This window comes from Cellulomonas pakistanensis, from assembly GCF_016862755.1.
Lineage (GTDB): Bacteria > Actinomycetota > Actinomycetes > Actinomycetales > Cellulomonadaceae > Cellulomonas > Cellulomonas pakistanensis.
Map to the genome: position 1 here is coordinate 1 of NZ_BONO01000034.1, position 25,001 is coordinate 25,001.

At 76.1% G+C, this 25,001-nt stretch carries 24 protein-coding genes; 6 read left to right on the plus strand and 18 right to left on the minus strand.

Annotated elements, in window-relative coordinates; genetic code table 11:
* The 3 genes from Cpa01nite_RS17215 to Cpa01nite_RS17225 all read right to left on the minus strand — a co-directional run.
* The coding region (locus Cpa01nite_RS17215; RefSeq protein ID WP_203670096.1) for a dihydroxy-acid dehydratase domain-containing protein at positions 1–435 on the minus strand (435 nt) is incomplete at its 3' end.
* A 92-nt stretch (positions 436–527) separates the two neighbouring features.
* A complete protein-coding gene (ilvD, locus tag Cpa01nite_RS17220) occupies positions 528–2,390 on the minus strand; it encodes a dihydroxy-acid dehydratase (RefSeq protein WP_203670097.1) in 1,863 nt (620 codons plus the stop codon).
* A gap of 174 nt (positions 2,391–2,564) precedes the next feature.
* On the minus strand, positions 2,565–3,245 hold the full coding sequence (locus Cpa01nite_RS17225) for a 4a-hydroxytetrahydrobiopterin dehydratase (RefSeq protein ID WP_203670098.1): 681 nt from the start codon (positions 3,243–3,245) through the stop codon (positions 2,565–2,567).
* 210 nt (positions 3,246–3,455) lie between these two features.
* On the opposite strand from Cpa01nite_RS17225, the gene Cpa01nite_RS17230 reads away from it, so the two are divergent.
* From Cpa01nite_RS17230 to Cpa01nite_RS17240, 3 genes are all read left to right on the plus strand, one after another.
* Positions 3,456–4,316 (plus strand): MerR family transcriptional regulator, encoded by an 861-nt coding sequence (locus tag Cpa01nite_RS17230; protein WP_203670099.1) that lies wholly within the window; start codon positions 3,456–3,458, stop codon positions 4,314–4,316.
* Positions 4,317–4,668: 352 nt separating this feature from the next.
* Positions 4,669–6,030, plus strand: coding sequence for a cryptochrome/photolyase family protein (locus tag Cpa01nite_RS17235; protein ID WP_203670100.1), 1,362 nt, complete (start codon positions 4,669–4,671; stop codon positions 6,028–6,030).
* Positions 6,031–6,335: 305 nt separating this feature from the next.
* Positions 6,336–6,899: a DoxX family protein gene (locus Cpa01nite_RS17240; RefSeq protein WP_203670101.1), complete on the plus strand. Its 564-nt coding sequence runs from the start codon at positions 6,336–6,338 to the stop codon at positions 6,897–6,899.
* Positions 6,900–7,029: 130 nt separating this feature from the next.
* Here Cpa01nite_RS17240 and Cpa01nite_RS17245 read toward each other — a convergent pair whose 3' ends face one another.
* From Cpa01nite_RS17245 to ligA, 8 genes are all read right to left on the minus strand, one after another.
* On the minus strand, positions 7,030–7,575 hold the full coding sequence (locus tag Cpa01nite_RS17245) for a GNAT family N-acetyltransferase (protein ID WP_203670102.1): 546 nt from the start codon (positions 7,573–7,575) through the stop codon (positions 7,030–7,032).
* 164 nt (positions 7,576–7,739) lie between these two features.
* On the minus strand, positions 7,740–9,248 hold the full coding sequence (gene gatB, locus Cpa01nite_RS17250) for an Asp-tRNA(Asn)/Glu-tRNA(Gln) amidotransferase subunit GatB (RefSeq protein ID WP_203670103.1): 1,509 nt from the start codon (positions 9,246–9,248) through the stop codon (positions 7,740–7,742).
* On the minus strand, positions 9,245–10,768 hold the full coding sequence (gatA, locus tag Cpa01nite_RS17255; protein WP_203670104.1) for an Asp-tRNA(Asn)/Glu-tRNA(Gln) amidotransferase subunit GatA: 1,524 nt from the start codon (positions 10,766–10,768) through the stop codon (positions 9,245–9,247). The genes gatB and gatA overlap by 4 nt, the downstream gene beginning before the upstream one ends.
* 2 nt (positions 10,769–10,770) lie before the next feature.
* A complete protein-coding gene (gatC, locus tag Cpa01nite_RS17260) occupies positions 10,771–11,067 on the minus strand; it encodes an Asp-tRNA(Asn)/Glu-tRNA(Gln) amidotransferase subunit GatC (RefSeq protein WP_147795987.1) in 297 nt (98 codons plus the stop codon).
* Between the two features lie 45 nt (positions 11,068–11,112).
* A complete protein-coding gene (locus Cpa01nite_RS17265) occupies positions 11,113–12,102 on the minus strand; it encodes a winged helix-turn-helix domain-containing protein (protein WP_203670105.1) in 990 nt (329 codons plus the stop codon).
* 264 nt (positions 12,103–12,366) lie between these two features.
* Positions 12,367–12,780 (minus strand): pilus assembly protein CpaE, encoded by a 414-nt coding sequence (locus Cpa01nite_RS17270; RefSeq protein ID WP_203670106.1) that lies wholly within the window; start codon positions 12,778–12,780, stop codon positions 12,367–12,369.
* 44 nt (positions 12,781–12,824) lie between these two features.
* Positions 12,825–14,078, minus strand: a complete 1,254-nt coding sequence (locus Cpa01nite_RS17275; protein WP_203670107.1) for a GNAT family N-acetyltransferase — start codon at positions 14,076–14,078, stop codon at positions 12,825–12,827.
* The gene (gene ligA / locus Cpa01nite_RS17280) at positions 14,075–16,570 is read right to left on the minus strand and encodes an NAD-dependent DNA ligase LigA (RefSeq protein ID WP_203670123.1); all 2,496 of its coding nucleotides are present in this window, start codon (positions 16,568–16,570) and stop codon (positions 14,075–14,077) included. The genes Cpa01nite_RS17275 and ligA overlap by 4 nt, the downstream gene beginning before the upstream one ends.
* Before the next feature lie 133 nt (positions 16,571–16,703).
* On the opposite strand from ligA, the gene Cpa01nite_RS17285 reads away from it, so the two are divergent.
* Together Cpa01nite_RS17285 and Cpa01nite_RS17290 are read left to right on the plus strand one after the other, a co-directional pair.
* Positions 16,704–16,928 carry a helix-turn-helix domain-containing protein gene (locus tag Cpa01nite_RS17285; RefSeq protein WP_203670108.1) on the plus strand — a complete coding sequence of 75 codons (225 nt, stop codon included), beginning with the start codon at positions 16,704–16,706 and terminating at the stop codon, positions 16,926–16,928.
* 113 nt (positions 16,929–17,041) lie between these two features.
* Positions 17,042–17,425 carry a DUF6907 domain-containing protein gene (locus Cpa01nite_RS17290; protein WP_203670109.1) on the plus strand — a complete coding sequence of 128 codons (384 nt, stop codon included), beginning with the start codon at positions 17,042–17,044 and terminating at the stop codon, positions 17,423–17,425.
* A gap of 52 nt (positions 17,426–17,477) precedes the next feature.
* Here Cpa01nite_RS17290 and Cpa01nite_RS17295 read toward each other — a convergent pair whose 3' ends face one another.
* The 5 genes from Cpa01nite_RS17295 to Cpa01nite_RS17315 form a co-directional block, all read right to left on the minus strand.
* Positions 17,478–17,750, minus strand: a complete 273-nt coding sequence (locus Cpa01nite_RS17295) for a helix-turn-helix domain-containing protein (RefSeq protein ID WP_239068888.1) — start codon at positions 17,748–17,750, stop codon at positions 17,478–17,480.
* Between the two features lie 260 nt (positions 17,751–18,010).
* Positions 18,011–18,544: a hypothetical protein gene (locus Cpa01nite_RS17300; protein ID WP_203670111.1), complete on the minus strand. Its 534-nt coding sequence runs from the start codon at positions 18,542–18,544 to the stop codon at positions 18,011–18,013.
* Entirely contained in the window at positions 18,541–19,584 is a 1,044-nt protein-coding gene (locus tag Cpa01nite_RS17305) for a uroporphyrinogen decarboxylase/cobalamine-independent methonine synthase family protein (RefSeq protein ID WP_203670112.1), read from the minus strand. The genes Cpa01nite_RS17300 and Cpa01nite_RS17305 overlap by 4 nt, the downstream gene beginning before the upstream one ends.
* Positions 19,581–20,762 (minus strand): tRNA 2-thiouridine(34) synthase MnmA, encoded by a 1,182-nt coding sequence (gene mnmA, locus Cpa01nite_RS17310; RefSeq protein WP_203670113.1) that lies wholly within the window; start codon positions 20,760–20,762, stop codon positions 19,581–19,583. The genes Cpa01nite_RS17305 and mnmA overlap by 4 nt, the downstream gene beginning before the upstream one ends.
* Positions 20,762–21,988, minus strand: coding sequence for a cysteine desulfurase family protein (locus Cpa01nite_RS17315; RefSeq protein WP_203670114.1), 1,227 nt, complete (start codon positions 21,986–21,988; stop codon positions 20,762–20,764). The genes mnmA and Cpa01nite_RS17315 overlap by 1 nt, the downstream gene beginning before the upstream one ends.
* Before the next feature lie 30 nt (positions 21,989–22,018).
* On the opposite strand from Cpa01nite_RS17315, the gene Cpa01nite_RS17320 reads away from it, so the two are divergent.
* A complete protein-coding gene (locus Cpa01nite_RS17320; RefSeq protein WP_239068889.1) occupies positions 22,019–23,023 on the plus strand; it encodes a phosphotransferase family protein in 1,005 nt (334 codons plus the stop codon).
* 90 nt (positions 23,024–23,113) lie between these two features.
* Here Cpa01nite_RS17320 and Cpa01nite_RS17325 read toward each other — a convergent pair whose 3' ends face one another.
* Together Cpa01nite_RS17325 and Cpa01nite_RS17330 are read right to left on the minus strand one after the other, a co-directional pair.
* Entirely contained in the window at positions 23,114–24,103 is a 990-nt protein-coding gene (locus Cpa01nite_RS17325) for an electron transfer flavoprotein subunit alpha/FixB family protein (protein ID WP_203670116.1), read from the minus strand.
* Positions 24,103–24,936 (minus strand): electron transfer flavoprotein subunit beta/FixA family protein, encoded by an 834-nt coding sequence (locus Cpa01nite_RS17330; RefSeq protein WP_203670117.1) that lies wholly within the window; start codon positions 24,934–24,936, stop codon positions 24,103–24,105. Before Cpa01nite_RS17330 ends, Cpa01nite_RS17325 begins: the two co-directional genes overlap by 1 nt.
* Positions 24,937–25,001 lie beyond the last annotated feature (65 nt).

The following is a 25,001-nucleotide window of genomic DNA, read 5'->3' on the forward strand; positions in this document are numbered from 1 at the left end:
GGCGGCCGCCATGAGCATGCCCGGCAGCGACTTGTCGCAGCCCGCCAGCAGCACGGAGCCGTCCAGGCGCTCGGCCTGCATCACCGTCTCGACGCTGTCCGCGATGACGTCGCGGCTGACCAGCGAGAAGTGCATCCCCTCGTGGCCCATCGAGATGCCGTCCGACACCGAGATGGTGCCGAACTCCAGCGGGTAGCCGCCGCCGGCGTGCACGCCGTTCTTCACCGCCTGCGCCAGCCGCTGCAGCGACAGGTTGCAGGGGGTGATCTCGTTCCAGGAGCTCGCGACGCCGATCTGGGGCTTGACCCAGTCGTCGTCGCCCAGCCCGACGGCGCGGAGCATGCCGCGCGACGCCGTGGCCTCGATGCCGTCGGTCACCTGCCGGGAGCGCGGCTTGATGTCGATGTCCGGGGTGGTCCCGCCCGTGGTCGTCATGAGCCGACTCTAGGCGGCGGCGCCCCCACGCGCCCCTGACGTGCCGGGAGAGGGGCCGCACCTGCTCGCGCGTCCCCTCCCCCGGCGGCTCCTCAGGCGCGGCGGATGCGGCTCACGTCGCGGACGGCGCCGCGGTCGGCGCTGGTCGCCATCGCCGCGTACGCCTGCAGCGCCGGCGACACGTACCGGTCGCGGTCGACCGGCTGCCACGGGTTCTCCGAGGCCTCCATCTTGGCGCGGCGCTCGGCGAGCACCTCGTCGGGCACGTTGACCCGGATGAGGCGGGTCTCGACGTCGATCTCGATCTCGTCGCCGTCCTCGATCAGGCCGATGGTGCCGCCGGCCGCCGCCTCGGGGCTGACGTGGCCGACCGAGATGCCGCTCGACCCGCCGGAGAACCGGCCGTCGGTGATCAGCGCGCAGACCTTGCCCAGGCCGCGGCCCTTGATGAACGACGTCGGGTAGAGCATCTCCTGCATGCCGGGGCCGCCGGACGGGCCCTCGTAGCGCACGACGACGACGTGGCCCGGCTCGACCTCCTTGCGGAGGATCTTGTCGACGGCCTCGTCCTGCGACTCGCACACCAGCGCGCGGCCGACGAAGTGGAAGACGTCCGGGTCGATGCCGGCGGTCTTGATGATCGCGCCGTCCTCGGCCAGGTTGCCGCGGAGCACGGCCAGGCCGCCCTCGACGGTGTAGGCGTGCGCGACGTCGCGGATGCACCCGCCCGCGCCGTCGGTGTCGAGCGACTCCCAGACGTTCGAGGTGGAGAACGCCTGCGTGGTGCGGACGCCGCCGGGAGCCGCGTGGAACAGCGCCGTGGCGCGCTCGGTCGCTTTGCCGCCGCGGACGTCCCAGTCGTCCAGCCAGGCCCGGAGCGTCGGCGTGTGCACGCTGGTCACGTCGTGGTCGAGCAGGCCGCCGCGGTCGAGCTCGCCGAGCAGCGCGGGGATGCCGCCCGCCCGGTGCACGTCCTCCATGTGGTAGTCCGGGTGGTTCGGCGCGACCTTCGCCAGGCAGGGCACCCGGCGGCTGATCGCGTCGATGTCCTCGAGCGTGAAGTCGACCTCGGCCTCCTGCGCGGCGGCGAGCACGTGCAGCACGGTGTTGGTCGAGCCGCCCATCGCGACGTCCAGCGCCATGGCGTTGGCGAACGCGGCGCGGGTCGCGATGCCGCGCGGCGCCGCGGTGTCGTCCTCGTCGTCGTAGTACCGGCGGGCGAGGTCGACGATCGTGCGGCCGGCCTCGAGGAACAGCTCGCGGCGGGCGCTGTGCGTCGCCAGCGTCGAGCCGTTGCCCGGCAGCGACAGGCCGAGCGCCTCGGTCAGGCAGTTCATCGAGTTGGCGGTGAACATGCCGGAGCAGGAGCCGCAGGTCGGGCAGGCGTTCTCCTCGACCGTGGCCAGCGCCTGGTCGGAGACGTTGTCGTCCGCGGAGTAGTTGATCGCGTTGATGAGGTTGAGGTGCGTCTTCGCGACGCCGTCGGCGATCACGGCCTTGCCGGCTTCCATCGGCCCGCCCGACACGAAGATCACCGGGATGTTCAGCCGCAGCGCCGCGTTGAGCATGCCGGGCGTGATCTTGTCGCAGTTCGAGATGCACACCAGGGCGTCGGCGCAGTGCGCCTGGACCATGTACTCGACCGAGTCGGCGATCAGGTCGCGGCTGGGCAGCGAGTAGAGCATCCCGGCGTGGCCCATCGCGATGCCGTCGTCGACCGCGATGGTGTTGAACTCCTTGGCGACGCCGCCGGCCTCCTGGATCGCCGACGCGACCAGGTCGCCCATGTCCTTGAGGTGCACGTGGCCCGGGACGAACTGGGTGTACGAGTTCGCGATCGCGATGATCGGCTTGCCGAAGTCCTCGGAGCCCATGCCGGTCGCGCGCCACAGGGCGCGGGCGCCGGCCATGTTGCGGCCGTGGGTCGAGGTACGAGAGCGCAGGGGACGACTCACGCTGGGGCTCCTTCGGACGAGCAGGGCGCCACCGCGGTGGCGGCGTGGCGGTCACGGTACGTCCGCGCACGTCAGGGTGCGGCGGGCGTCCGTCCTGTGATCGACCGAGGGGCGAGACGGCCCGGAGCCGTGCGCACCGCGGCCGCGGCCTGTCGAACCTGCGGGCGCGCGGGCTCAGTCCTCGCCGCGCCCCTGCCAGGTGCAGACGCACGCCTCGTTCCCCTCGGCGTCGGCGAGCACCCAGAACGCCGGGGCCCGCCGGTCCGACACCAGCGTCCCGCCGGCGGCGAGCGCCGCGGCGACCCGCGCCTCCGCCTGGTCGTGCGGCACGGTGACGTCGACGTGGATCCGGTTGCGCTGCGGGCGCGGCTCGTCCATCTGCTGGAACCAGTACCCGGGCCCGAGGCCGACGGCGTCCGCGAGCGCCGGGTCGTCCGGGTCGGTGCCGGGCTCGGGCTCGTAGCCGAGCACCGCGCGCCAGAACGGCGCGACCCGCGGGATGTCGAGCGCGTCGATCGCGATCTCCTGGCTGGTGAGCAGCTCCGGGGCGCCGGTGAGCCCGAGCTCGTCCGCCGCGGCCGACACGGCGTCCGCGAGCACCAGGTCCGCCTCGGTCAGCCCGTGGCTCGCCCAGGTCGTCGTGCGCACCTGCACGCGGCCCGGGCGGAGCGTCACGTCGGGCGCCGCGCCCACGCGCTCGGCGGCGTCGGCGACCCGGGCGACGAACGCGGCGCCGGTCGCGAGGTCGGGGACCCGGAACGCCGCCTGCAGCCAGAGGAGCAGCACCCGCCAGTGCCGCGCGTCCACCCGCTCGGTGGCCGCCCCGTGCCCGATCCGCCCCGCCCCGTTCTCCATGCCGGCACCCTCCCACGCCCCACCGACACGAGGGTGCACAAGACACGTCGAGGGTGCCCTCAGTGCGGGCACCACAGGCGTGTCTCGTGCGCTCGTGGCACCCGGTCGGAGGCACCCGCGCAACGGGGGTTGCGGTTGACGTAGCGTCAACTTCTACGGTCTGATGAAGACGGCGGAGACGCCGCCGTCGGCGGAGGACGGAGCGGGCGCATGACCGGCACGACCAGCGCGACCGGAGCGACCGGCACGACCAGCGCGACCGGCACGACCAGCGCGACCGGCACCGAGCGGTGGACCACCGCCGAGGTGGTGCGCCTCTCGGGCGTCACGTCGCGGACCCTGCGGCACTACGACGCGATCGGGCTGCTGCGCCCCGCCGGCACCGCGCCGGGCGGGCAGCGGGAGTACGGGCGCGACGAGCTGCTGCGACTGCAGCAGGTGCTGGTGCTGCGGGAGCTCGGGGTCGGGCTCGGCGCGATCGGGGAGATCCTCGACGCGGCGGACCGCGCGGCCGTGGCGCCCGGCGCACCCGACCCGGCGCGCGTCCGGGCCGACCGGCTGCGCGAGCACCACGCCGCGCTGCTCGCCGAGCGGGACCGGCTCGACCGGCTCGCCCGCACCGTCGCCGCCACCGTCGAGTCCCTGGAAGGGGGCACCGTCATGACCGCCGAGGAGATGTACGAGGGCTTCGACCACCGCCGGTACGACACCGAGGCGCGCGAGCGCTGGGGCGACGCCGCCGTGGACCGGAGCACGCGCGCCTGGGAGGAGCTGTCCGCGGACGAGCGCACGGCGCACCAGCGGGAGGGCGAGGCCGTGAGCACGGCCCTCGCGGCGCTGCTGGCGGCGGGCACGCCCGTCACCGACCCCGCCGTCCGCGACCTCGTCGCGCGGCACCACGCCTGGGTGGCGCTGTTCTGGACGCCGGACGCGGCGGCGTACCGGAACCTGGCGGCGATGTACGTCGACGACCCGCGGTTCGCAGCGACCTACGACGCCGTCGCGCCGGGGCTCGCGGTGTACCTGCGGGACGCCGTCGACGCGCACGCGGACGCGGTCGCCGGCGGCTGACCCGGGCCGCGGGGAACCGCCCAGGGGGCCACCGCACGCCGCCGTCGGCCGTCCGGAACTCGGGACCAACGGCCCACCCGCGGGCCGGCGTCCGGGGGCAGGCTGGACGGCACGGACCACCGGTCGCCTCTCCCCCGGGGCGACCACCGGGCCACCGGCCCGCGGTCCGCTCCGGTCACCTGATGACGACGACCCGTCACCAGGTACCCCCAGTCGAGGCACCATCGGCTCATCGCCCGGGCCGGTGGTGCCTCGACGCACGTCCGGACGCGACGCCGGCGCACCGGCGGGCCCCGGGCCGCCCGACGGACGCCCGGTCGCGGCCCGGGACCGCCCTGGCTACCGTCGCCGGGTGACCGCGATCCACTGGTTCCGCCGCGACCTGCGGCTCGGCGACAACCCCGCCCTGCACGCGGCCGCCGCGCAGGGCGACGTGCTCGCGCTGTACGTCCTCGACCCGCGGCTGTGGGCGTCGGCCGGGGCGCCGCGGCGCGCCTACCTGGCCCGGAGCCTCGCGGCGCTCGACGAGCAGACCGGCGGCCGGCTCCTGGTCCGGCACGGGGACCCGCGCCAGGTCGTGCCCGCGGTCGCGCGCGAGGTCGAGGCGACGGCGGTGCACGTCGCCGCGTCGACGGAGCCGTTCGGCCGCCGGCGGGACGACCACGTGGAGTGGACGCTCGAGGACGACGGCCGCGCGCTCGTCCGGACCGGCTCGCCGTACGCGGTCACCCCCGGGCGGGTGCGCAACGGCTCCGGGACCCCCTACAAGGTGTTCACGCCGTTCCGCCGCGCCTGGGCCGAGCACGGCTGGCACTCCCCCGCCCCCGACGCCGCCGCCACGGCCGGCGCGGTGACGTTCGCGGACGGCGGCCGCAGCGACGCGGTCCCCGACGCCCCGGTCCCGGACGGGCTCGACCTGCCCGAGGCCGGCGAGGGCGCCGCGCTGGCCCGGTGGGCCGAGATGCGGGACGGCCCGCTGGCCCACTACAAGGTCGAGCGCGACCGGCCCGACGTCGACAGCACGTCCCGCCTGTCCGTCCCGCTCAAGTGGGGCGAGCTGCACCCGCGCACGATCCTCGCGGACCTGGCCCGGCGCCGCGGCGAGGGCCCGGACACCTTCCGGAGCCAGATCGCCTGGCGCGACTTCCACGCGGACGTGCTGTTCCACAACCCGTCCGGCGCCCACGAGTCGCTCACCCCGGTCGTCCCGGAGAACGCCTGGGTGAACGGGCAGGCGGAGGCCGCCGCGCTCGCCGCGTGGGCCGACGGCCGGACAGGCTACCCGCTGGTCGACGCCGGGATGCGGCAGCTGAAGGGCGAGGGCTGGATGCACAACCGGGTCCGGATGGCCGTCGCGTCGTTCCTCGTCAAGGACCTGCACGTGCGCTGGCAGCGCGGCGCCGACCACTTCATGGCCTGGCTGGTCGACGGCGACATCCCGCAGAACCAGATGAACTGGCAGTGGGTCGCCGGCACCGGCCGGGACGCCTCGCCGTACTTCCGGGTGTTCAACCCGGTGACCCAGGGCGTGAAGTTCGACCCGCACGGGCACTACGTCCGCCGCTGGGTGCCCGAGCTCCGGAACATCCCCGGCAAGGCGGTGCACGAGCCGTGGAAGCTCCCGCGCTCGGCGGCGCCGGACTACCCGGAGCGGATCGTCGACCACGCGCACGAGCGCGCGGTCACGCTCGGTGCCTACCACTCCATGCGCTGACCCAGCCCCCCGAGAGTGCACGAGGCACGTCCGGGGTGCCCTCACGGAGGGCACCCCGGACGTGCCTCGTGCACCCCGGAGGCGGCCGCCGGCGGCGCCGCGCGACCCGGGACCTCGGTCCCGGGCCTGGGCCCGCCGGGCCTGGGACCGAGGTCCCGGATGACGCGCCTCCGGGCCGTCGGAACCGCTTTCCAGCAGCCGGGCGCGTCGAAGTTGGGACTTCGGTCCGGGGTTTCCTGACCCCGGCGGGGGCACATTGGGAAAGTCATCACAAGGTGAACCCCGGACGAACGAAGGCACGGATCATGACCACGATCACCACCCCCCGCACCGAGGCGGCCCCCGCTGCGACCACGCGGACGCAGGAGGTCGTCACCTCGCCGGCCGCCCGCAAGGTGCTGGCCGCCCTCCGGCTGAGCACCGGGTTCATCTTCCTGTGGGCGTTCCTCGACAAGACGTTCGGCCTGGGCTACTCGACGGCCTCGGAGGCGGCCTGGGTCAACGGCGGCGCACCGAGCCAGGGCTTCCTGCAGTTCGCGGTCCAGGGCCCGCTGACCGGCTTCTTCAACGGCATCGCCAGCCCGGTCACGGACGTGCTGTTCATGCTCGGCATGCTGGGCGTCGGCCTGGCCGTGATGCTCGGCATCGGGACCCGGGTCGCGGCCGTCGCCGGCTCGCTCATCATGGTGATGATGTGGCTCGCGGAGTGGCCGCTGATCGCCGGCTCGACCAACCCGGTCATGGACTACCACATCATCTACGCGCTGGTCCTGGTCCTCGTCGCCCTCACGGCGGCCGGCGACACCTGGGGCCTCGGCCGCTGGTGGAAGAGCCTGCCGGTCGTGCAGAAGAACCGCTGGCTCGTCTGACCACCAGGCCGTGGGCGGCCCGACCCGCCCACCACGGACGCGAGGCGCCGGTCCCCCACCCTCCCGGGGGGCCGGCGCCTCGTGGCGTCCGCGCACGTGCTCCCGGGCGCGGTCCCGGGCGGCGGGCGGGTCAGGCCGCGCGGAGCGCCCGGTACTCGTCCTCGAGCATCCCCATGACGATCCCGTCGCACCAGCCGTCGCCGTCGCGGTAGGCGTCGCGCATCCGGCCCTCGACGACGAAGCCGATGTTCTCGTACAGCGAGTGCGCGCGGGCGTTGATGCTCAGCACGTCCAGCCCGACCCGGTGCAGGCCGACGCCGTCGAACGCCAGGCCCAGCACCAGCTCGATCGCCTCGGTGCCGTACCCGCGGCCGCGGTAGGCCGGCCGCATGACCAGGCGCAGGTTCGCCGAGCCGATGACCTCGTCGATGTCGTTGAGCACGATCTCGCCGAGGTACTCGTCCGACCCGTTGGCGGTGATCGCCAGGTCGATCCGGCCGTCCCGGTCGGAGACCGTGGCGCACCACGCGTCGATCTGCTCACGCGTGAACACCGTCGTCGTGCCGGTGGTGCGCATGCCCTCCGGGTCGTTGACCATGTCCCACATCGCCGGCGCGTCGTCGGCGCGGATGGGGCGCAGGCGGATCATCTCGCCCTCGAGCGTGGGCTTCTCCATCGGTCTGCCTCCCGTGTCGTCACCCGCATGCTAGGCACCGCGGGTGACCGTCGTGTTTCGCCGCGCGGTCGCGCGGGTTCCGGGACCGTGCGGCGGCGCGCCGCGGCCCGGACGCGACGACGGCGCGGACCCGCGTGGGTGCCGCGCCGCCGTCGTCGGGTGCGTCAGGCCTGGACGCGCTCCAGGACCAGCTCGCGCACGCGGCCGGCGTCGGCCTGGCCCCGGGTCGCCTTCATCACCGCGCCGATGATCGCGCCGACCGGGCCGAGGTTGCCGGACCGGATCTTCTCCGCGATGTCCGGCTGCGCGGCCAGCGCGGCGTCGATCGCCTCGAGCAGCGGGCCGTCGTCGGAGACGACCTCGAGCCCGCGCGCGACGACGACCGCCTCCGGGTCGCCCTCGCCCGCCAGCACGCCCTCGAGGACCTGCCGGGCGAGCTTGTCGTTGATCCGCCCCGCGTCGACCAGCTGCTGGAGCTGGCCGATCTGCGCCGGGGTGATCGGCAGCTCGCCGAGCTCGACCTCCTGGGTCTTCGCGGTGCGGGCCAGCTCGCCCATCCACCACTTGCGCGCGGCGGCCGGGCTGGCGCCCGCGGCGACCGTCGCCTCGATCAGCTCGACGGCCCCGGCGTTGACCACGTCGCGCATCTCGGCGTCGGCGTAGCCCCACTCGCCCTGCAGCCGGCGCCGGCGGGCGGCGGGCAGCTCGGGCAGCGCGGCGCGGATCTCCTCGACCCACTCCCGCGACGGGGCGACCGGCACCAGGTCGGGCTCGGGGAAGTACCGGTAGTCCTCGGCGTCCGACTTCACGCGGCCCGCCGTGGTGACGCCGGTGTCCTCGTGCCAGTGCCGGGTCTCCTGCACGATCGCGCCGGCGGCGTCGAGGATCGCCGCCTGGCGGCTGATCTCGTACCGGACCGCGCGCTCGACGGACCGGAACGAGTTCACGTTCTTGGTCTCGGTGCGGGTGCCGAGCGGCGAGGTCGGGGTCGGGCGCAGCGACACGTTGACGTCGGCGCGCACGTTGCCGCGCTCCATCCGGGCCTCCGACACCTCGAGGGCGCGGAAGATGTCGCGGAGCGTCTGCACGTAGGCGCGGGCGACCTCGGGGGCGCGCTCGCCGGCGCCCGTGATGGGTCGCGTGACGATCTCGACCAGCGGGATGCCGGCGCGGTTGTAGTCGACGAGCGAGTACTCGGCGCCGTGGATGCGGCCGGTGGAGCCGCCGACGTGGGTGTTCTTGCCCGCGTCCTCCTCCATGTGCGCCCGCTCGATCTCGACGCGGAACACCGAGCCGTCCTCGAGCTCGACGTCGAGGTACCCGTCGTGGGCGATCGGCTCGTCGTACTGCGAGGTCTGGAAGTTCTTCGGCACGTCCGGGTAGAAGTAGTTCTTCCGGGCGAACCGGCAGGACTCCGCGATCGTGCAGTTCAGCGCGAGGCCGATCCGGATCGCGTACTCCACCGCGGTGCCGTTCACGGCGGGCAGCGCGCCCGGCAGGCCGAGCGACACCGGCGTGACCGCGGTGTTGGGCTCGGCGCCGAACGTCTGCGGCGCGCCGTCGAACATCTTGGTCGCGGTGCCGAGCTCGACGTGCACCTCGATGCCGATCACCGGGTCGAACCGGGCCACGGCCTCGTCGTAGTCGACCAGGTCGACGGTCTGGGTGCTCACTCGCCCACCTCCAGCTCGGGAGCCTTGGCCAGCAGCGGGCCGCCCCAGTTCTTCTCCAGCAGCGCCTCGAGCGCGGCGCCCACGCGGTACAGCCGGTCGTCCGCCTTCGCGGGAGCCAGCACCTGGAAGCCCACCGGCAGCCCGTCGTCCGACAGGCCGTTCGGCAGCGACATGCCGGGCACGCCGGCGAGGTTCGCCGGGATGGTCGCGACGTCGTTGAGGTACATCGCCAGCGGGTCGTCCAGCTTCTCGCCGAGCTTGAACGCCGTGGTCGGCGCCGTCGGGGAGACCAGCACGTCCGCCTGCTCGAACGCGTTCGCGAAGTCGCGCTGGATCAGCGTCCGGACCTTCTGCGCCGAGCCGTAGTAGGCGTCGTAGTAGCCCGCCGACAGCGCGTAGGTGCCGAGGATGATCCGGCGCTTCACCTCGTCGCCGAAGCCGGCGCCGCGGGTGGCCGACATGACGCGCTCGGCGGTCACGGGGCCCTCGGTCGGCTCCACCCGCAGGCCGAACCGCATGCCGTCGAACTTCGCCAGGTTGCTGGACGCCTCGGAGGGCAGGATCAGGTAGTACGCGCCGAGCGCGTACTCGAAGTGCGGGCAGGAGACCTCGACGATCTCGGCGCCCGCGCCGCGGAGCAGCTCCAGCGACTCCTCGAACCGCGCGAGCACGCCGGGCTGGTAGCCCTCGCCCTGCAGCTCGCGGACCACGCCGACGCGCACGCCGGTCAGGTCGCCGGTCGCGCCCTGGCGGGCCGCCGCGACCAGTCCGGGCAGCGGCTCCGGGATCGACGTCGAGTCGCGCGGGTCGTGCCCGCCGATGAGCTCGTGCAGCAGCGCCGAGTCGAGCACGGTGCGCGTGACCGGGCCGGCCTGGTCGAGCGACGAGGCCAGCGCGATGAGGCCGTAGCGGGACACCGAGCCGTAGGTCGGCTTCACGCCGACGGTGCCGGTGACGGCGCCGGGCTGGCGGATCGAGCCGCCGGTGTCGGTGCCGATCGCCAGCGGGGCCTCGTAGGCCGCGACCGCCGCGGCCGAGCCGCCGCCGGATCCGCCGGGGATCCGGTCGAGGTCCCACGGGTTGTGCGTGTTGCCGTAGGCCGAGTGCTCGGTCGACGACCCCATGGCGAACTCGTCCATGTTGGTCTTGCCGAGGATCGGCAGGCCCGCGGCCTTGATCCGCTCGACCAGGGTCGCGTCGTACGGCGGCACCCAGCCCTCGAGGATCTTCGAGCCGGCCGTGGTCGGCAGGCCCTGCGTGACGACGACGTCCTTGACGGCGATCGGCACGCCGGCGAGCGGGTGCAGCTCCTCGCCCGCGGCGCGGCGCGCGTCGACGTCGGCGGCCGTGGCCAGCGCCTCGGCGGCCGAGACGTGCAGGTACGCGTGCACGGCGGGCTCGACGGCGGCGATCCGGTCCAGGTGGGCCTGCGTCACCTCGACGCTGGTGACCTCGCGCGCGGCGAGCTTGTCGGCCAGCTCCGCGGCGGAGTATCGGGTCAGGTCGGACTGTGCGCTCACGATCACTCCTCCCCGAGGATCTGCGGGACGAGGAACTTGCCGTCCTCCGACGCGGGGGCGCCGGACAGCGCCTGCTCCTGCGTCAGCGGCTGCTCGGGCACGTCCGGGCGGAACACGTTGGTCATCGGCAGCGGGTGGCTGGTGGCCGGCACGTCGGGCGTGGCGACCTCGCTGACCCGGGCGACCGACTCGACGATCACGTCGAGCTCGCCCGCGAGGCGGTCGAGCTCCTCGGGGGTCAGGTCGATCCGCGCCAGGCCCGCGACGCGCGCGACCTCGTCACGAGAGAGGGAGGACATACCCCGGAGTCTAGACGTGGCGCGGCGGCGGGAGGTCGGGACGCGTCACGGGTGCTCGCCGGCCTCGGTCGGCCGACTGCGCGTCGCCATCTCGTGCCGCGTCGCGTGCTCCCGGAGGTGCTCGCGCAGGTAGGGGATCGTGAAGTCCACCCGCCCGTGACCGGTCGGCTCGATCACCCCGGCGGCGATCAGTCGAGCCCGGTACGTCGAGGCGTACGAGGGCGTCACGCCCAGGCGGCGCGCGATCTGCCCGGTCGAGGAGTCGCCTTCGTCCTGCGCCATGGCGATGAGGTAGGTCCGGTCGACCTCGGAGAGATCGGCCAGCGACGTCTCGTGCACCAGCGACCCGAGTCGCGTGCGCGCAGCGGCGACTCCCTCGCGGACGTCGGCGAGGTCGATCAACGACGTCTGGGCTGAGCGCCACACGTGGTAGCCCACCAGCTGGATCATGAACGGGTATCCGCCGGTCGCCGCAGCCGCTTCCTCCAGGGCGTCGTCGTCGATCGCCCCGCCCGAGCCGGTGATCGAGTGCCGGAGCGCCTCTGCGACGTGGCCGAGAGCAACATCACCGAGCTCGAACCGTGACGCCCGACGCAGGAACGTCAGGACGTCGTCGTTGAGCAGGTCGGAGACGGCCGACGGCAGCCCTGCCATCGCGAGCGCGACCTCCCGGTCCTCACGAACGAGGTGCTGCACGGTCGCCGCGAGATCACGGAGGTCGTCACGCGCCCCGGCGTGCACCTCGTCGACCGTGACGAGGAGCCCCGTGCCGTTGCCCTCGAGGACGTCCAGCAACCGTCCGAGCTCGGCGCGCCACTCGACGACCTCGCCCGGCGGCGTCGACATCGTCATCCCGCCGCCGATCACCGGCAGCGTGACCCCGGTGATCCGCCGGGCGCGTGCGGTCCGCGGATCCACGTCCCGGAGAACACGCGTGGTCGCGTGCTGCAGGCGGCGGACCATGCCCGGCGTCGCCGTCTCGGCGAGCCTCACCCAGCCGCGCTCCAGCGCGAGGTCGTCGGCCTCGGACAGCATCACGGTCTTCCCGATCCCACGGGGCCCGGTGAAGAGCGCGAGGCGGGCGGGCGAACCGGGGCCGTCGTCGAGCGAGTCGCCGAACTCCCTGAGGACGTCGTCCCGACCCGACGAGCAGCGGCGGCGTCGACCCGGCGGTCGGCCGGAAGGGGTTGCGTCCCTGCATTTGGACTCCTTTGGAAGTCCGGTGACGCTAACGCCCCGGGCGCAGCACGCATCAGCGCGGCAGCAGCACCCAGGTGTTCCCCGCGGTGGTGCGATGGATCAGACCCGCGCCGCCGAGACCAGCGCGAGGACGGCGTCCGCGTAGGCGTCCTCGGCCTCCTCCGCGGAGAACGACCGCTCCGGCTGCCCGGGCAGCTCGACGACCACCAGGTACGACCCGTCGAGCGCCCGCGCCAGGCTGCGGAACGTGCCGCCGAGCAGCTCGCGCAGCTGGTCCTCGCGGGGCAGCCACACGGCGTCGTCCTGGGTGACGGAGTCGAGCGCCCACTCGGTGGTGCCGTTGAAGCCGAGCACCGTCCCGCTCGGGTACGCGTGCGGCTCGATGGTCATCTCGCTGATGGTGAAGACCTCGCCCGCCAGCGCCGGCTGGCGCAGGGCGAACCGGTCCCCGGACGTCGGCGTCCAGCGCAGGCCCGCGGCCTGCAGGAGCTCCGCGCGCTCGATCGCGATCATCGCGCCAGTATCGTCCGGGCCGCTGCCGCACGCGCGGCGGGACCTCAGCGCTCCCAGTACGCGTACCGCTCCGCGGGCCGGAACCCCTCGCCCGCGTACAGTTCGGCCGCCCCGGCGTTCGCCACCTCGACCTGGAGGAACGCCCGCCGGGCGCCGCGGTCGGACGCGGCGCGGAGCCCGGCCCGGGTCAGCAGCCGCCCGAGGCCCCGGCGCCGGGCCGCGGGCACCACCACGAGGCAGGACAGTCCGGTCCAGCCGTCGGCCACCGCGGCGCGCAGCACGCCGAGCGTCGTGCCGTCCGCGCTGGCGGCGGTCAGGTACAGCGCCGGCGACCCGGCGACCACCGCCCGGGCGGTGGCGGCGTCGACCGACCCGCCCGCGGCCTTGACGCCGAGCCAGCCGGCCAGCCAGGACTCGTCGGGCGCGTCGGCGACGGCGACCCGGACGTCCGGCGGGGCGGCGACCCGGTCCGCCGGCAGCGCGACCAGGTCGCGGACGAGAACGTCCGTGGCGGCGCGCTCGGCGTAGCCGCGGGCGGTGAGCGCGGCGGTCAGGCCGTCGGGCGCGGCGGAGCACACCCGGACCGACGCGGGCAGCCCCGCGTCGGCGTACACCTGCTCGACCCGCGCGAGCGTCGCCGCGAGGTCCGCCGGGGTGCCGAGCGGGAGTGCGCTGTTCGCCCGGCGGGTGAACCCGTCCGACAGGCCCAGCCGCCAGCCGTCCACGTCGACCGTGCCGGCCGGCCTCCACGTCGCGGCCTCGACCAGCACGCCGGGGGCGACCGGCGGCGTCCAGGTGAGCACCTGCAGGTGCACGCCCTCATGGCCCCAGTCGCGCTCCGGCACCGCGACGAACCCCAGCCGGTCGTACAGCCGACGGGCCGCCGCCATCTCGGCGAGCGTCGACAGCACCACCCCGCGGGCGCGTCGGGCGACGGCCTCGCGCAGGGCGGCGGTCACGAGCCGGGCGGCGACGCCGCGGCCGCGGGCGCCCGGGGCGACGGCGAGCATCCGCAGCTCGAGCTCGCCGGGCTCGGCGACCTCCGCGTACGAGGTCGCGTACGGAGCCAGCGTGATCGTGCCGACCACGCCGCCGTCGCCCTCGACCGCCACCAGCAGCACGGCCTCGCGGGCCCGACGCGCGGCGTCCCGGAGCTCGACCTCGTACTCGTCGTCGACCTCGAGCAGGCCGTCGGCGCGGTAGGCCTCGGCGGTCAGGGCGCCGACGGCGTCGAGCTCCTCCGCGAGGGCGGCCCGGACGGCGAGCGGCGCGGCGGGGCGGACGGCGGCGGCAGTCACCGCGCGTCCGCGTCGACGGCTGCGTCCGCGTCCGCGGCGGCGGCGTCCGCGTCGGCCGTGGCGCCCGCGTCGGCCGCCCCGTCGACGCCGACCCCGTCCCCGTCCGCGGCGTCCGCCCCGACCGGCACGTCCCCGACGCCGGCCGGCCCCTCGGCCAGCAGCGCGACGAACCCCGCCTCGTCGAGGATCCGCAGCCCCAGCTCGCGGGCCTTCGTCTCCTTGGACCCGGCGTTCTCCCCCACCACGACGTAGTCGGTCTTCTTGGACACCGAGCCGGACGCCTTGCCGCCGCGGGACAGCACCGCCTCCTTGGCGCCGTCCCGGCTGAACCCGGCCAGGCTGCCCGTGACGACGACCGTGAGCCCCTCGAGCGTGCGCGGCGCCGACTCGTCGGCCTCGTCCGCCATGACCACGCCGGCCGCGCGCCAGCGGTCGACGATGTCGGCGTGCCAGTCCTCGGCGAACCAGTCGAGCACGGAGTCGGCGATCGTCGGCCCGACCCCGTCGACGCCGGCCAGCGTGGCGCGCGCGCCCTCGGCGTCGGCCAGCGCCTCGCGCAGCGCGTCCATCGACCCGAACCGCTGGGCGATCGCCCGCGCGGCGGTCGGCCCGACGTTCCGGATGCTCAGCGCGACCAGCACCCGCCAGAACGGCTTGGTCTTGGCGGCGTCGAGCTCGTCGAGCAGCTTCTTGGCCTGCTCGGAGGGCACGTCCTCGTACTCCGGCAGCGGCTGCCCGGCGGCCTCGGCCTCGCGACGGGCCTTCACGCTGTGCGTCAGCCGGCGCCGGAACGGGGTGCGGCGGCGCACGGTGCCGTCCTCGTCGACGCGGGGCTCGCCGGTCTCGGGGTCGCGGACGACGACCTGCACCTGCTGGAGCCGGGCGAAGCTGCGCGCGCGGACGCGCTCCTTCTCCTCCTCCGGGGCGTCCGCCGGCCAGCCGACCAGCTCGAAGAGGTCGGCCTCGTTGACCACCGGCGGGGTCTCGGGGATCTCCGGCTGCGTGAGCGCCGCCGCGGTGACCTCGCCCAGCGCCTCGACGTCGAGCGCCCCGCGCGACCCGATGTGCTCGACCCGCCCGCGGACCTGCGCCGGACAGGTGCGCGCGTTCGGGCAGCGCAGGTCGACGTCACCCTCGCGCATCGGCCGCAGCGGCGTCCCGCACTCGGGGCACTCGGTCGGCATGACCCAGTCGGTGCGCGGGTAGCCGTCGTCCGCGAGCGCCGTCACGGGCCCGACGATCTCCGGGATGACGTCGCCGGCCTTGCGCAGCACGACCATGTCGCCCGGGCGCACGCCCTTGAGCGCGACGACGTCCTTGTTGTGCAGCGTCGCCATGGCGACCGTCGAGCCGGACACCTTGACCGGCTCCATCACTGCGTACGGGGTGACCCGGCCGGTGCGGCCGACGTTCACCTCGATCGCGAGCAGCCGGGTGTTCACCTCCTCCGGCGGGTACTTGTAGGCGATCGCCCAGCGCGGGGCGCGGCTGGTGGCGCCGAGCCGCCGCTGCAGGGCGAGGTCGTCGACCTTGATGACGACGCCGTCGATCTCGTGCTCGTAGGAGTGCCGGTGCTCGCCGATCTCGGCGATCCGCTCCGTGACGTCCGCGAGCGCGGGCACGACCCGGTAGTGCGGCGACGTGGGCACGCCCCAGCCGCGCAGCAGCTCGTACACCTGCGACTGGCGCTCCAGCGCGACGGCGCCCGGGCCCCACCGCAGCGCGCCGATGCCGTGGGCGTACATCCCGAGCGGCCGGCCCGCGGTGACGCGCGGGTCCTTCTGCCGCAGCGAGCCGGCGGCGGCGTTGCGCGGGTTCGCGAACGGAGCCTTCCCGGCGGCCACCTGCGCCTCGTTGAGCCGCTCGAACGCCTCCACCGGCAGGAACACCTCGCCCCGGACCTCGATCTGCTCGGGGTGCGTGGCCGGGTCGCCCGCCAAGGTGTCCGGGATGCTCGCGATGGTCCGCACGTTGAGCGTGACGTCCTCGCCCGTGCGCCCGTCGCCGCGGGTCGCCGCGCGGACCAGCCGGGCCGGGCCGTCGCCGGTGCGCTCGTAGAGCAGCGCGATCGCGAGGCCGTCGATCTTCAGCTCGGTCAGGTAGTCCACCCGGGCGTCGGCGCCCGACTCGAGGTCGCGGTGCACCCGCTCCGCCCACGCCGCGACGTCCTCGGCCGAGAACGCGTTGTCCAGCGACAGCATCCGCTCGACGTGGTCCACCGCGCGGAACTCCGTGGAGAACGTGCCGCCGACGTTCTGGGTCGGCGAGTCCGGCGTCCGCAGCCCGAGGTCCGCGTAGGCGTCCTCGAGGGCCTCGAGGCGGCGCATCGTCACGTCGTACTCGGCGTCGCTCGCCGCCGGCTCGTCCCGGACGTAGTACGCGAACTGGAGCTCGCGCACCCGGTCGGCCAGCTCGGTCCAGCGCTGGCGTGCGGCGGCCTCGTCCAGGCCGGCGTCCTCGGGGGTCAGGGGTGTCGCGTCCACGCGGCCCATCATGCCGCGCGCCCCCGACACGGCACGCGCGGGACGCGCGGCCCGTCGGGGCTCCCGCCCGGGCGCCGGGATCGCTAGCCTGCTACTCATGAGTCTGTAGACAGAGAAGTAGCGGGACCCCGACCGTGGGCGCGTGGAAGGTGAGCTCCAGGTGACCGTCGGCCGGCGCGTGCGCCGGATCCGGACCGAGCGCGGGATCAGCCAGGAGGCGCTCGCCGGCGCCGTGGGCGTGCACCGCACGTACCTCGGCGGGGTCGAGCGCGGCGAGCGCAACCTCACCCTGCGCTCGGTCGAGCGCCTGGCCGACCGGCTCGGCGTCCCCGTGCGCGAGCTGATCGGCGACGGCCCGGAGGGCTGATCCCGGCGGCCTGTGGACGACGGCGCCCGGTTGTCGGTGGTCCCGCCCACAGTGGGTGGGACGAGGGGCGCGGCCGCGCAGGAGCCCCTCGGCAGGCCGACCGAGGAGGACCCGTGACGACCCTGCACGACCGACCGACCTGGCAGGTGGAGCCCTGCCCCCGCTGGTGCGTGGTGCTGCACGCCCAGGACGACGACGTGCGCGACCGCTCGCACGTCAGCGCCTCGATGTCCGTGCCCGCGCGGCAGCTCCTGGGCGGGCCCGGCGCCGCGGTCTCGCCGTTCGCCGAGCCGGAGGCGGCGGCCCCCGGGACGCCCGAGGCGCTCGACCGCACCGCGGCCGCCGACCTCGCCGTCTGCGTCCACCGGCGCGACGGCGCCCCCACCACGTGGGTGTACGTGGGCGACGGCGCGGTGCAGCACCTCGAGCTCACCGCCGACTCCTGGCACCGGCTGATGCCGGCGCTGGACCGGGCGCTCGACCTGGCGCGGGCCTGACCCGGCCGGCACGAGGGCGTGGCCGCACCTCCGCGCCGGCCGGGTCTGCCGGTCAGGTGACCGCGGGCGGTGCCCCCGGCTCCCCCTCGACGGTCGCGCCGTCGGACCCGGTGCCGCCCGCCAGCAGGTCGACCGGGTCGACGCCCAGGCTGCCCGCCAGCCGCTCGAGGGCGCGCAGGGACAGGTTGCGCTCGCCGCGCTCGACGGCGCCGACGTAGGTGCGGTGGTGCCCGAGCAGCTCGGCGAGATCCTCCTGGCTCAGGTCGCCCGCCGCGCGGATGCGCCGGATGTTCGTCCCCACGGTGCGTTGCAGATCGCCTTCCACACCCGCGAGCGTCCCGACCCGCTCCTCATGGGTCCACACACCGATGTGTAGCGCGCCGCTCATCGCGCGGCTGCTGGTCTCCGGGTCCGCGCGCCGGTGGCCGGGGCGAGGCCGGGGCGCACGGTCGCGCCGGCGGACGACAAGCCCGGCGCCCGGTCGCGCCGGCGGACAAGGGGCCCGGCGCCCGGTCGCGCCGGCGGACGAGAGGCCCGGCTGCCCGGTCGCGCGGGCGGCCAGAGCCCCGGCGCCCGGTCGCGCCGTCACGCGGGCGCCGACTCCGCCCGCCGTGCCCGCCACGCCGCCACCGACGTCCCGGCGACCAGCAGCACGCCGACCGCCACGGCGCCCGTCGCGACGCCCGCGACCGCCGTCGGGCCCTCCGCCAGCACCGTCTCGGCCGTGCGCCCGTCGACGGTCCACGTGCACACCGCGCGCGGCGGCAGCACCGACGTCGACACGGCGGCGCCGGCCTCCCCCGCCGTCGCCGCGGCGACGCAGCTGCTCTCGTCGCCGAGCCCGGTGCGCAGCGTCGAGGTCACCAGCCCGACGAACACGACGAGCAGGGTCGCGAGCCCGAGGACGGCCAGCCCCGCCCCGGCCGCGAGCAGCGCGGCGTGCCGGCGCCCGAGCCACGGCCGCCGCCGGGCGGGCGCCGCGGGCGCCGAGCGGTCACGGAACGGGGCTTTCGGGCGCCCGGATGCCCCGTTCTCCGCCCTCTCGGCGGGCTCGACGCGCGCGGCGGGCGCGGCGGGCGCCGGCTGCGGCGCGTCCGCCCGCGGGTGCTGCTCCGTCACGCCTCCGCCCGCTCCGCGACGATCGCCGCCGCCCGTGCCACGGTCGCCAGCGTCGCGCGCGCCGCGGCCGGGTCGACGCGCGCCCCGCCCGGGCCGTTGGGCACAACGGGACCCTCGGGCGCGAGCAGCACCGCGTCGCGGAGCCCCGCCCGGGTCAGCCCGACGCGCTCCCAGCCCCGCAGCACCGCGTCGGCGACGCCCCGCACGTCCGGCCCGGCGCACTGGGACGTCTCCGGCTGCGGCACGGACGCCCACAGCGCGAGGCCGCCCTCGACGGCCTCGGCCACGGCCTCCCACCGGCGCTCGTCGAGCCCGGCGACCTCGACGCCGACCGCGTCCGCCCCGGACCCGCGCGCCGCGCCGAGCGCGGTCGAGCCGGCGCCGACGTGCAGCACCACGCGCTCCGCCCCACCGGCCCGGACGCCGGCCACGACGGCGCCCAGCCGCTCGGAGACGACCGGCGCGGGCACGGACCGCAGCCGCGCGTACCCGGAGAACGACGGCAGCACGCCGGCGACCACCTGGGCGAGCAGCGGCTCGTGCAGCAGCACGGTGGGCCGGGCGCCCGGGACGGCCCGGCGGATCGCGGCGAGGTGCTCGGCGACGCCGGCGGCCAGCGACTCGGCCAGCTCGACGACCGCGCCGGCGTCCGCGACCGCCCGGTCGCCCCGCGCCAGGTAGACGCCCGCGGCGAGCGTGAACGGCCCGGCGACGGGCACGACCAGCGGACCCTCCCAGCCGTGCGCGGCGACCGCGAGCGCGTCCAGGTCCTCCCGGCGCAGCGCCGCGAGCCGGGTGGCGTCGCCGCCGGGCCGGTCGGCGAGCCGCCAGCCGTGCGGGCCGAGCTCCGCGGGCATCTCGACCAGCAGGCCGAGCGCGTGGGCGGCGAGCGTGCCGAACGGCCCGCGCTCGGGCAGCCGCACGGTCCACGGCAGCCCCTCGACCCCGGAGGGCGCCTCGGCGACGTCGCCGAGCACGGTCGTCTGGGCCTCGAGCGGCTCCGAGCCCGGCCAGGGCCCGGTCCCGCCGACCGCCGTCACGCCCGGGCCCCGGCGCGCGCCGCGCCGACCCCGTCCGCGCCGACCCCGTCGACCTCGCCCACGCCCGCCTCGCCCGCGACCACCCCGGCCCGCTCCGTCCGCTCCACCGTCCCCTGCCCCAGCACGACGTCGCCGTCCGGCCCGCCGTACAGCACGGCCGACTGCCCCGCCGCGACGCCGCGCAGCGACCCGTCGACCCGCACCTCGAGCCCGCCGCCGGCGGTGGCCCGCGCCCGGACCGGCACCGCCGCGCCGTGCGCGCGCACCTGCAGCAGGCACGCGGTCCAGTCGACGGGGGCGTCGCCGAACCACACGGCGTCCCGCGCCTCGAGCGCGCCGACCTCGAGCGCCTCGGCGCCGCCGACGACGACCCGGTTCTGCACCGGCTCGATCGCCAGCACGTACCGCGGCTTGCCGTCGGCGGCGGGGCGCCCGAGCTGCAGGCCCTTGCGCTGCCCGACCGTGAACCCGTACGCGCCGTCGTGCGTGCCCAGCACGGTGCCGTCGGCGTCGACGACCTCGCCGGGCCGGGAGCCGAGCCGGTCGCGCAGGAACCCACGGGTGTCGCCGTCCGCGACGAAGCAGATGTCGTACGAGTCGGGCTTGGCCGACACGCTCAGCCCGCGGGCCGCGGCCTCGGCGCGCACCTCGTCCTTCGACGCGACGCCGCCGAGCGGGAAGATCGCCCGCGCCAGCCGCTCCGGCCCCATGACCGCCAGCACGTAGGACTGGTCCTTGGCGCGGTCGGCGGCGCGGCGCAGCACCGGGGCGCCGTCCGGGCCGGCGGTCGCGGACGCGTAGTGCCCGGTCGCCACGGCGTCGAAGCCGAGCGCCAGCGCCTTGTCGAGCAGCGCGTCGAACTTGATGTGCTCGTTGCACCGCACGCACGGGTTCGGGGTCCGGCCGGCCTCGTACTCGGACAGGAAGTCCGCGACGACCGTGTCCTCGAACCGCTCCGAGAGGTCCCACACGTAGTACGGGATGCCGAGCACGTCCGCGGCGCGGCGGGCGTCGCCGGCGTCCTCGATCGAGCAGCAGCCGCGCGAGCCGGTGCGCAGCTGCGCGCGGCTCCGGGACAGGGCCATGTGCACACCGACGACGTCGTGCCCGGCGTCGACCGCGCGCGCGGCCGCGACCGCGGAGTCGACGCCGCCGGACAGCGCCGCGAGGACCCGCATCAGGCCACCCCCGCCGTCGACCGTGCACCCGCCGACCGGCCCGCGCCCGGACCGCCCGCCAGCCCCGCCGCCCGCGCGCGGTCCACCGCGCCCGGCAGCGCCGCCAGCAGCGCGTCGACGTCGTCCCGCGTCGACGGCCAGCCGAGCGAGAACCGCAGCGCGCCGCGCGCGTCCGCCTCGTCCAGCCCCATCGCGAGCAGCACGTGGCTGGGCTGCGGCACGCCCGCCTGGCAGGCCGACCCCGTCGAGCACTCGACGCCGGCCGAGTCGAGCAGGTAGAGCAGCGAGTCGCCCTCGCAGCCCGGGAACGTGAAGTGCGCGTTCGCCGGCAGCCGGTCCGTGGGGTCCGCGGGCCCCCGGAGCACCGCGTCCGGCACCGCGCCGCGCACGCCGGCGACCAGCGCGTCACGCAGCCCCGCGAGGCGCCCGGCCGTCGCCTCGCGCCCGCAGACCGCCGCGTCGACGGCCACGGCGAACGCCGCGATCGCGGGCACGTCGAGCGACCCCGACCGCACCCCGCGCTCCTGCCCGCCGCCGTGCAGCACCGGCACCAGGCCCAGCTCGCGCCGGGCGAGCAGCGCGCCGACGCCGACCGGGCCGCCGACCTTGTGGCCGCTGATCGTCATCGCGTCCAGGCCGGACGCGGCGAAGTCGACCGGCACCTGCCCGACCGCCTGCACCGCGTCGGCGTGCACCGGGACGCCGTGCGCGTGCGCGAGCGCGACCACCTCGGCGACCGGCTGCAGCGTGCCGACCTCGTTGTTCGCCCACATCACCGACACCAGCGCGGTCTCGGCGCCGTGCGCAGCGAGCTCGTCCCGCAGCGCGTCGAGGCGCAGCCGCCCCTCGCCGTCGACCGGCAGCAGCACGATCTCGGCGCCCGCGTGCTCGGCCAGCCAGAACGCCGGGTCCAGCACCGCGTGGTGCTCGACCGCCGACACCAGCACGCGGCGCCGCGCGGGGTCCTCGGCGGTGCGCGCCCAGAACAGCCCCTTGACCGCGAGGTTGTCCGCCTCGGTCCCGCCGCCGGTCAGCAGCACCTCGCTCGGGCGCGCGCCGAGGGCGCCGGCCAGCGTCTCGCGCGCCTCCTCGACGGCGCGGCGCGCCGCCCGGCCGGAGGTGTGCAGGGAGGACGGGTTGCCGGTGCGGGACAGGTGCTCGACCAGGACGGCGGCCGCCTCCGGGAGCACGGGCGTCGTGGCCGCGTGGTCCAGATACGCGCTCACCCGCACCAGTCTACGAACGGTTCTGCCAGGATGTGGCGCGTGAGTGCCGACGACGCGACGACGCCTCCGCTGGCCTTCAGCGGGCAGCGGCTGGACTGGCGGGACCTCCCGCGGTCCGTGCGCACCCGCATCGCCGAGCTCGCCGGCGCCCAGGTGACGGCCGAGACCAGCGCGACCACCGGGTTCAGCCCCGGGTTCGCGGCGGTGCTCGAGCTGGCCGACGGGCAGGGCGTGTTCGTGAAGGCCGTGTCCCCGGAGCAGAACCCCGAGTCCCCCGAGCTGGCCCGCGCCGAGGTGCGCGCCGCCGCCGCCCTGCCGCCGCAGGTTCCCGCCCCGGCGCTGCTGTGGTCCGACGACGACGGCGACTGGGTGCTGCTCGGCTTCGAGGTGACGCCGGGTCGCCCGCCGCTGCTGCCCTGGCGCCCCGCCGAGCTCGACCTCGTGCTCGCCGCGATGGACACGCTGGCGGAGGCCGAGCCCCTGCCCGGCCACGAGCTGCGTCCCACCGCCGAGACGCTGGCCGGCGACTTCACGGGCTGGCGCACGATCGCCGAGCGCTCCGGCGCCGAGCTCGCCGCGCTGGCCGCCCGCACCGGCGAGGCCGGCGCCTGGGTGCTCGCGCACCTCGACCGCCTGGTGGCGTGGGAGGACGACGCCCTCGAGGCGTGCGCGGGCACCGCGCTGGTGCACGGCGACCTGCGCGCGGACAACGTCATGGTCGACCACGACCACGAGGGCGGCCGCGTCGCGCTGATCGACTGGCCGCACGCGAGCGTCGGCGCCCCGTGGCTGGACCTCGCGTTCATGCTGCCCAGCGTCGCGATGCAGGGCGGCGGCGACCCGCAGGACCTGTTCTGGGACCGGCCCGCGTCGAAGGGCGTCGAGCACGAGCGGCTGCGCGCGGCCGTCGCCGGCCTCGCCGGGTACTTCGTGCACGGCGCGCTGCAGCCGGCGCCGGTCGGCATCCCGAACCTGCGCCGGTTCCAGGGCGCGCAGGGGCGGCACGCCGTGGAGTGGCTCCGGGCGCTGGCCTGACGCCGGCGCGCCGGTCCGCGGCGCCCGGGCCCGCGGCGCCTGCCCCACGGACCGCGGGCGGACCGGTCGCCCGGACCCGCCCGCCCCGCCTCAGCCCTGCCGCAGCCGGCGGAGCTCCTCCGTCACCTGCGGCAGCACCGTGAACAGGTCCCCGACGATCCCGAAGTCCGCGATCTCGAAGATCGGCGCCTCGGGGTCGGCGTTCACCGCCACGATCGTCCCGGAGGCCTGCATGCCGCCGCGGTGGTGCACGGCGCCGGACACGCCCGCGCCGATGTAGAGGCGCGGCGAGACGGTCACGCCGGTCTGGCCGATCTGGGTCTCGTGCCCGATCCAGCCCTCGTCGGTGGCGACGCGCGTGGAGCCGATCGCGGCCCCGACCTCGTCCGCGAGCGCCTCGAGCGGCGCGAAGTCGCCCTCGGTCCCCCGGCCGCCGACGACGACGACGTCCGCGGACGACAGGTCCGGCCGGTCCGACGGCTCCGCGGGGGTGCGCCGGACCACGACCGCGCGGGTGGCCCGCTCGGACACGGCGAGCGCGCGGGTGCGCAGCTCGGGCGCGAGCGGCGCCTCCTCGTCGACGTGCCGGGACACCACCGCGCCGGCCTTGAGCAGCACGACCGCGAGGTCGGTCCGCACGGCGCACCGCGTGGTCCAGGTGCCGGCGAGCACGGTCTTCGACGCGACGACCCGCCCCTCGGCGTCCCGCTCGACCGCGGCGGCGTCGGTGACGACGCCCGCGCCGGTCGCGACGGCGAGGCGGGCGGCGGCCTCCTTGTTCTCGAACGTCGACAGCGCGAGCAGCACGGTCGCGCCGGTCTCGCGCACGGCGTCGGCCAGCGCCTCGGCCAGCACCGGGGTCAGCCGGGCGTCGACGGCGCCGGTGGACACCTGGTGCACGACGGCGACGCCGTGCCGGCCGAGCACGGGCAGCGCGGGGTCGACCGGCTCGTCGCCGACCCACAGGCCGTGCACCTCGCCGCCGTCGGCCAGGTCGCGGGCCGCGGTGGCGAGCTCGAGCACGTTGCCGCGCAGCGCGCCCGTCTCGGCGTGGTCCAGCAGGACGAGGACGGTCGCCATCAGAGGACCTCTCCGGTCGCGGGGGTGGTGCGGACCAGGTCGCGCTCGAGCAGCCACGCCGCCAGCCGCGCGCCGGCCTGCCCGTCGTCGGTGACCAGCACCCGGTCGGTGCGCGGCGGCCGGGGCGCGGCCTCCAGCACCTCGGTCCGGGCGCCCGCGGCGCCGACGGTCGACGGGTCGACGCCGAGGTCCGCGAGCGTCAGCGACTCCACCGGCTTCTTGCGGGCGGCCATGATCCCCTGGAAGTTCGGGTACCGCGGCTGGTTCGCGCGGTCGGTGACCGACACCAGCGCGGGCAGCGGCGCGGTGAGCTCCTCGACCGCGTGGTCGAGGTCGCGGCGGACCGTGACGGCGCCGTCCGCGAGCGTGACCTCGGCGGCGAGCGTCAGCTGCGGCAGGTCGAGGGTCGCCGCGAGCGCCGCGGGCAGCAGCGAGGTCAGCCCGTCGAGGCCGGCCATGCCGGTCACCACCAGGTCGACCGGCGCCTGCTCCCCGAGCCGGCGCAGCACTGCGGCGAGCACGGCGGCGGTGCCGAACACGTCCGAGCCGGCGATCGCGTCGTCGAGCACGTGCACCGCGGCGTCGGCCCCGAGCTGCAGGCCGCGGCGCACCGCGTCCTCGGCGTCGTCCGGGCCGACCGTCACGACGACGACCTCGGCCTCCTCGCCCGCGCCCCGGGCCTGCTCGGCCAGCACCACCGCGGCCTCGACGGCGTTCTCGTCGAGCTCGTTGATGGTGCCGTCCCCGCCGTCGCGCACGAGGCGCCCGTCGGGCCCCAGCGACCGCTCGGACTGGATGTCGGGCACGTGCTTCACGCACACCACGATTCTCACCTCGGGAACGTTACCCGCCCCGCGGGACCGGGCGCACGGGACCCTGGGCGGGCTCCCCGCGCCGC

Bases quoted from the DNA above. Each gene is read 5' to 3' on its own strand.
- Cpa01nite_RS17225 (WP_203670098.1), bottom strand. From the start codon at position 3,245: ATGGAGAACGGGGCGGGGCGGATCGGGCACGGGGCGGCCACCGAGCGG.
- Cpa01nite_RS17230 (WP_203670099.1), top strand. From the start codon at position 3,456: ATGACCGGCACGACCAGCGCGACCGGAGCGACCGGCACGACCAGCGCG.
- Cpa01nite_RS17240 (WP_203670101.1), top strand. From the start codon at position 6,336: ATGACCACGATCACCACCCCCCGCACCGAGGCGGCCCCCGCTGCGACC.
- Cpa01nite_RS17245 (WP_203670102.1), bottom strand. From the start codon at position 7,575: ATGGAGAAGCCCACGCTCGAGGGCGAGATGATCCGCCTGCGCCCCATC.
- gatC (WP_147795987.1), bottom strand. From the start codon at position 11,067: ATGTCCTCCCTCTCTCGTGACGAGGTCGCGCGCGTCGCGGGCCTGGCG.
- Cpa01nite_RS17265 (WP_203670105.1), bottom strand. From the start codon at position 12,102: ATGCTGTCCGAGGCCGACGACCTCGCGCTGGAGCGCGGCTGGGTGAGG.
- Cpa01nite_RS17270 (WP_203670106.1), bottom strand. From the start codon at position 12,780: ATGATCGCGATCGAGCGCGCGGAGCTCCTGCAGGCCGCGGGCCTGCGC.
- ligA (WP_203670123.1), bottom strand. From the start codon at position 16,570: ATGGGCCGCGTGGACGCGACACCCCTGACCCCCGAGGACGCCGGCCTG.
- mnmA (WP_203670113.1), bottom strand. From the start codon at position 20,762: ATGCGGGTCCTCGCGGCGCTGTCCGGCGGCGTCGACTCCGCGGTCGCG.
- Cpa01nite_RS17320 (WP_239068889.1), top strand. From the start codon at position 22,019: ATGTGGCGCGTGAGTGCCGACGACGCGACGACGCCTCCGCTGGCCTTC.
- Cpa01nite_RS17325 (WP_203670116.1), bottom strand. From the start codon at position 24,103: ATGGCGACCGTCCTCGTCCTGCTGGACCACGCCGAGACGGGCGCGCTG.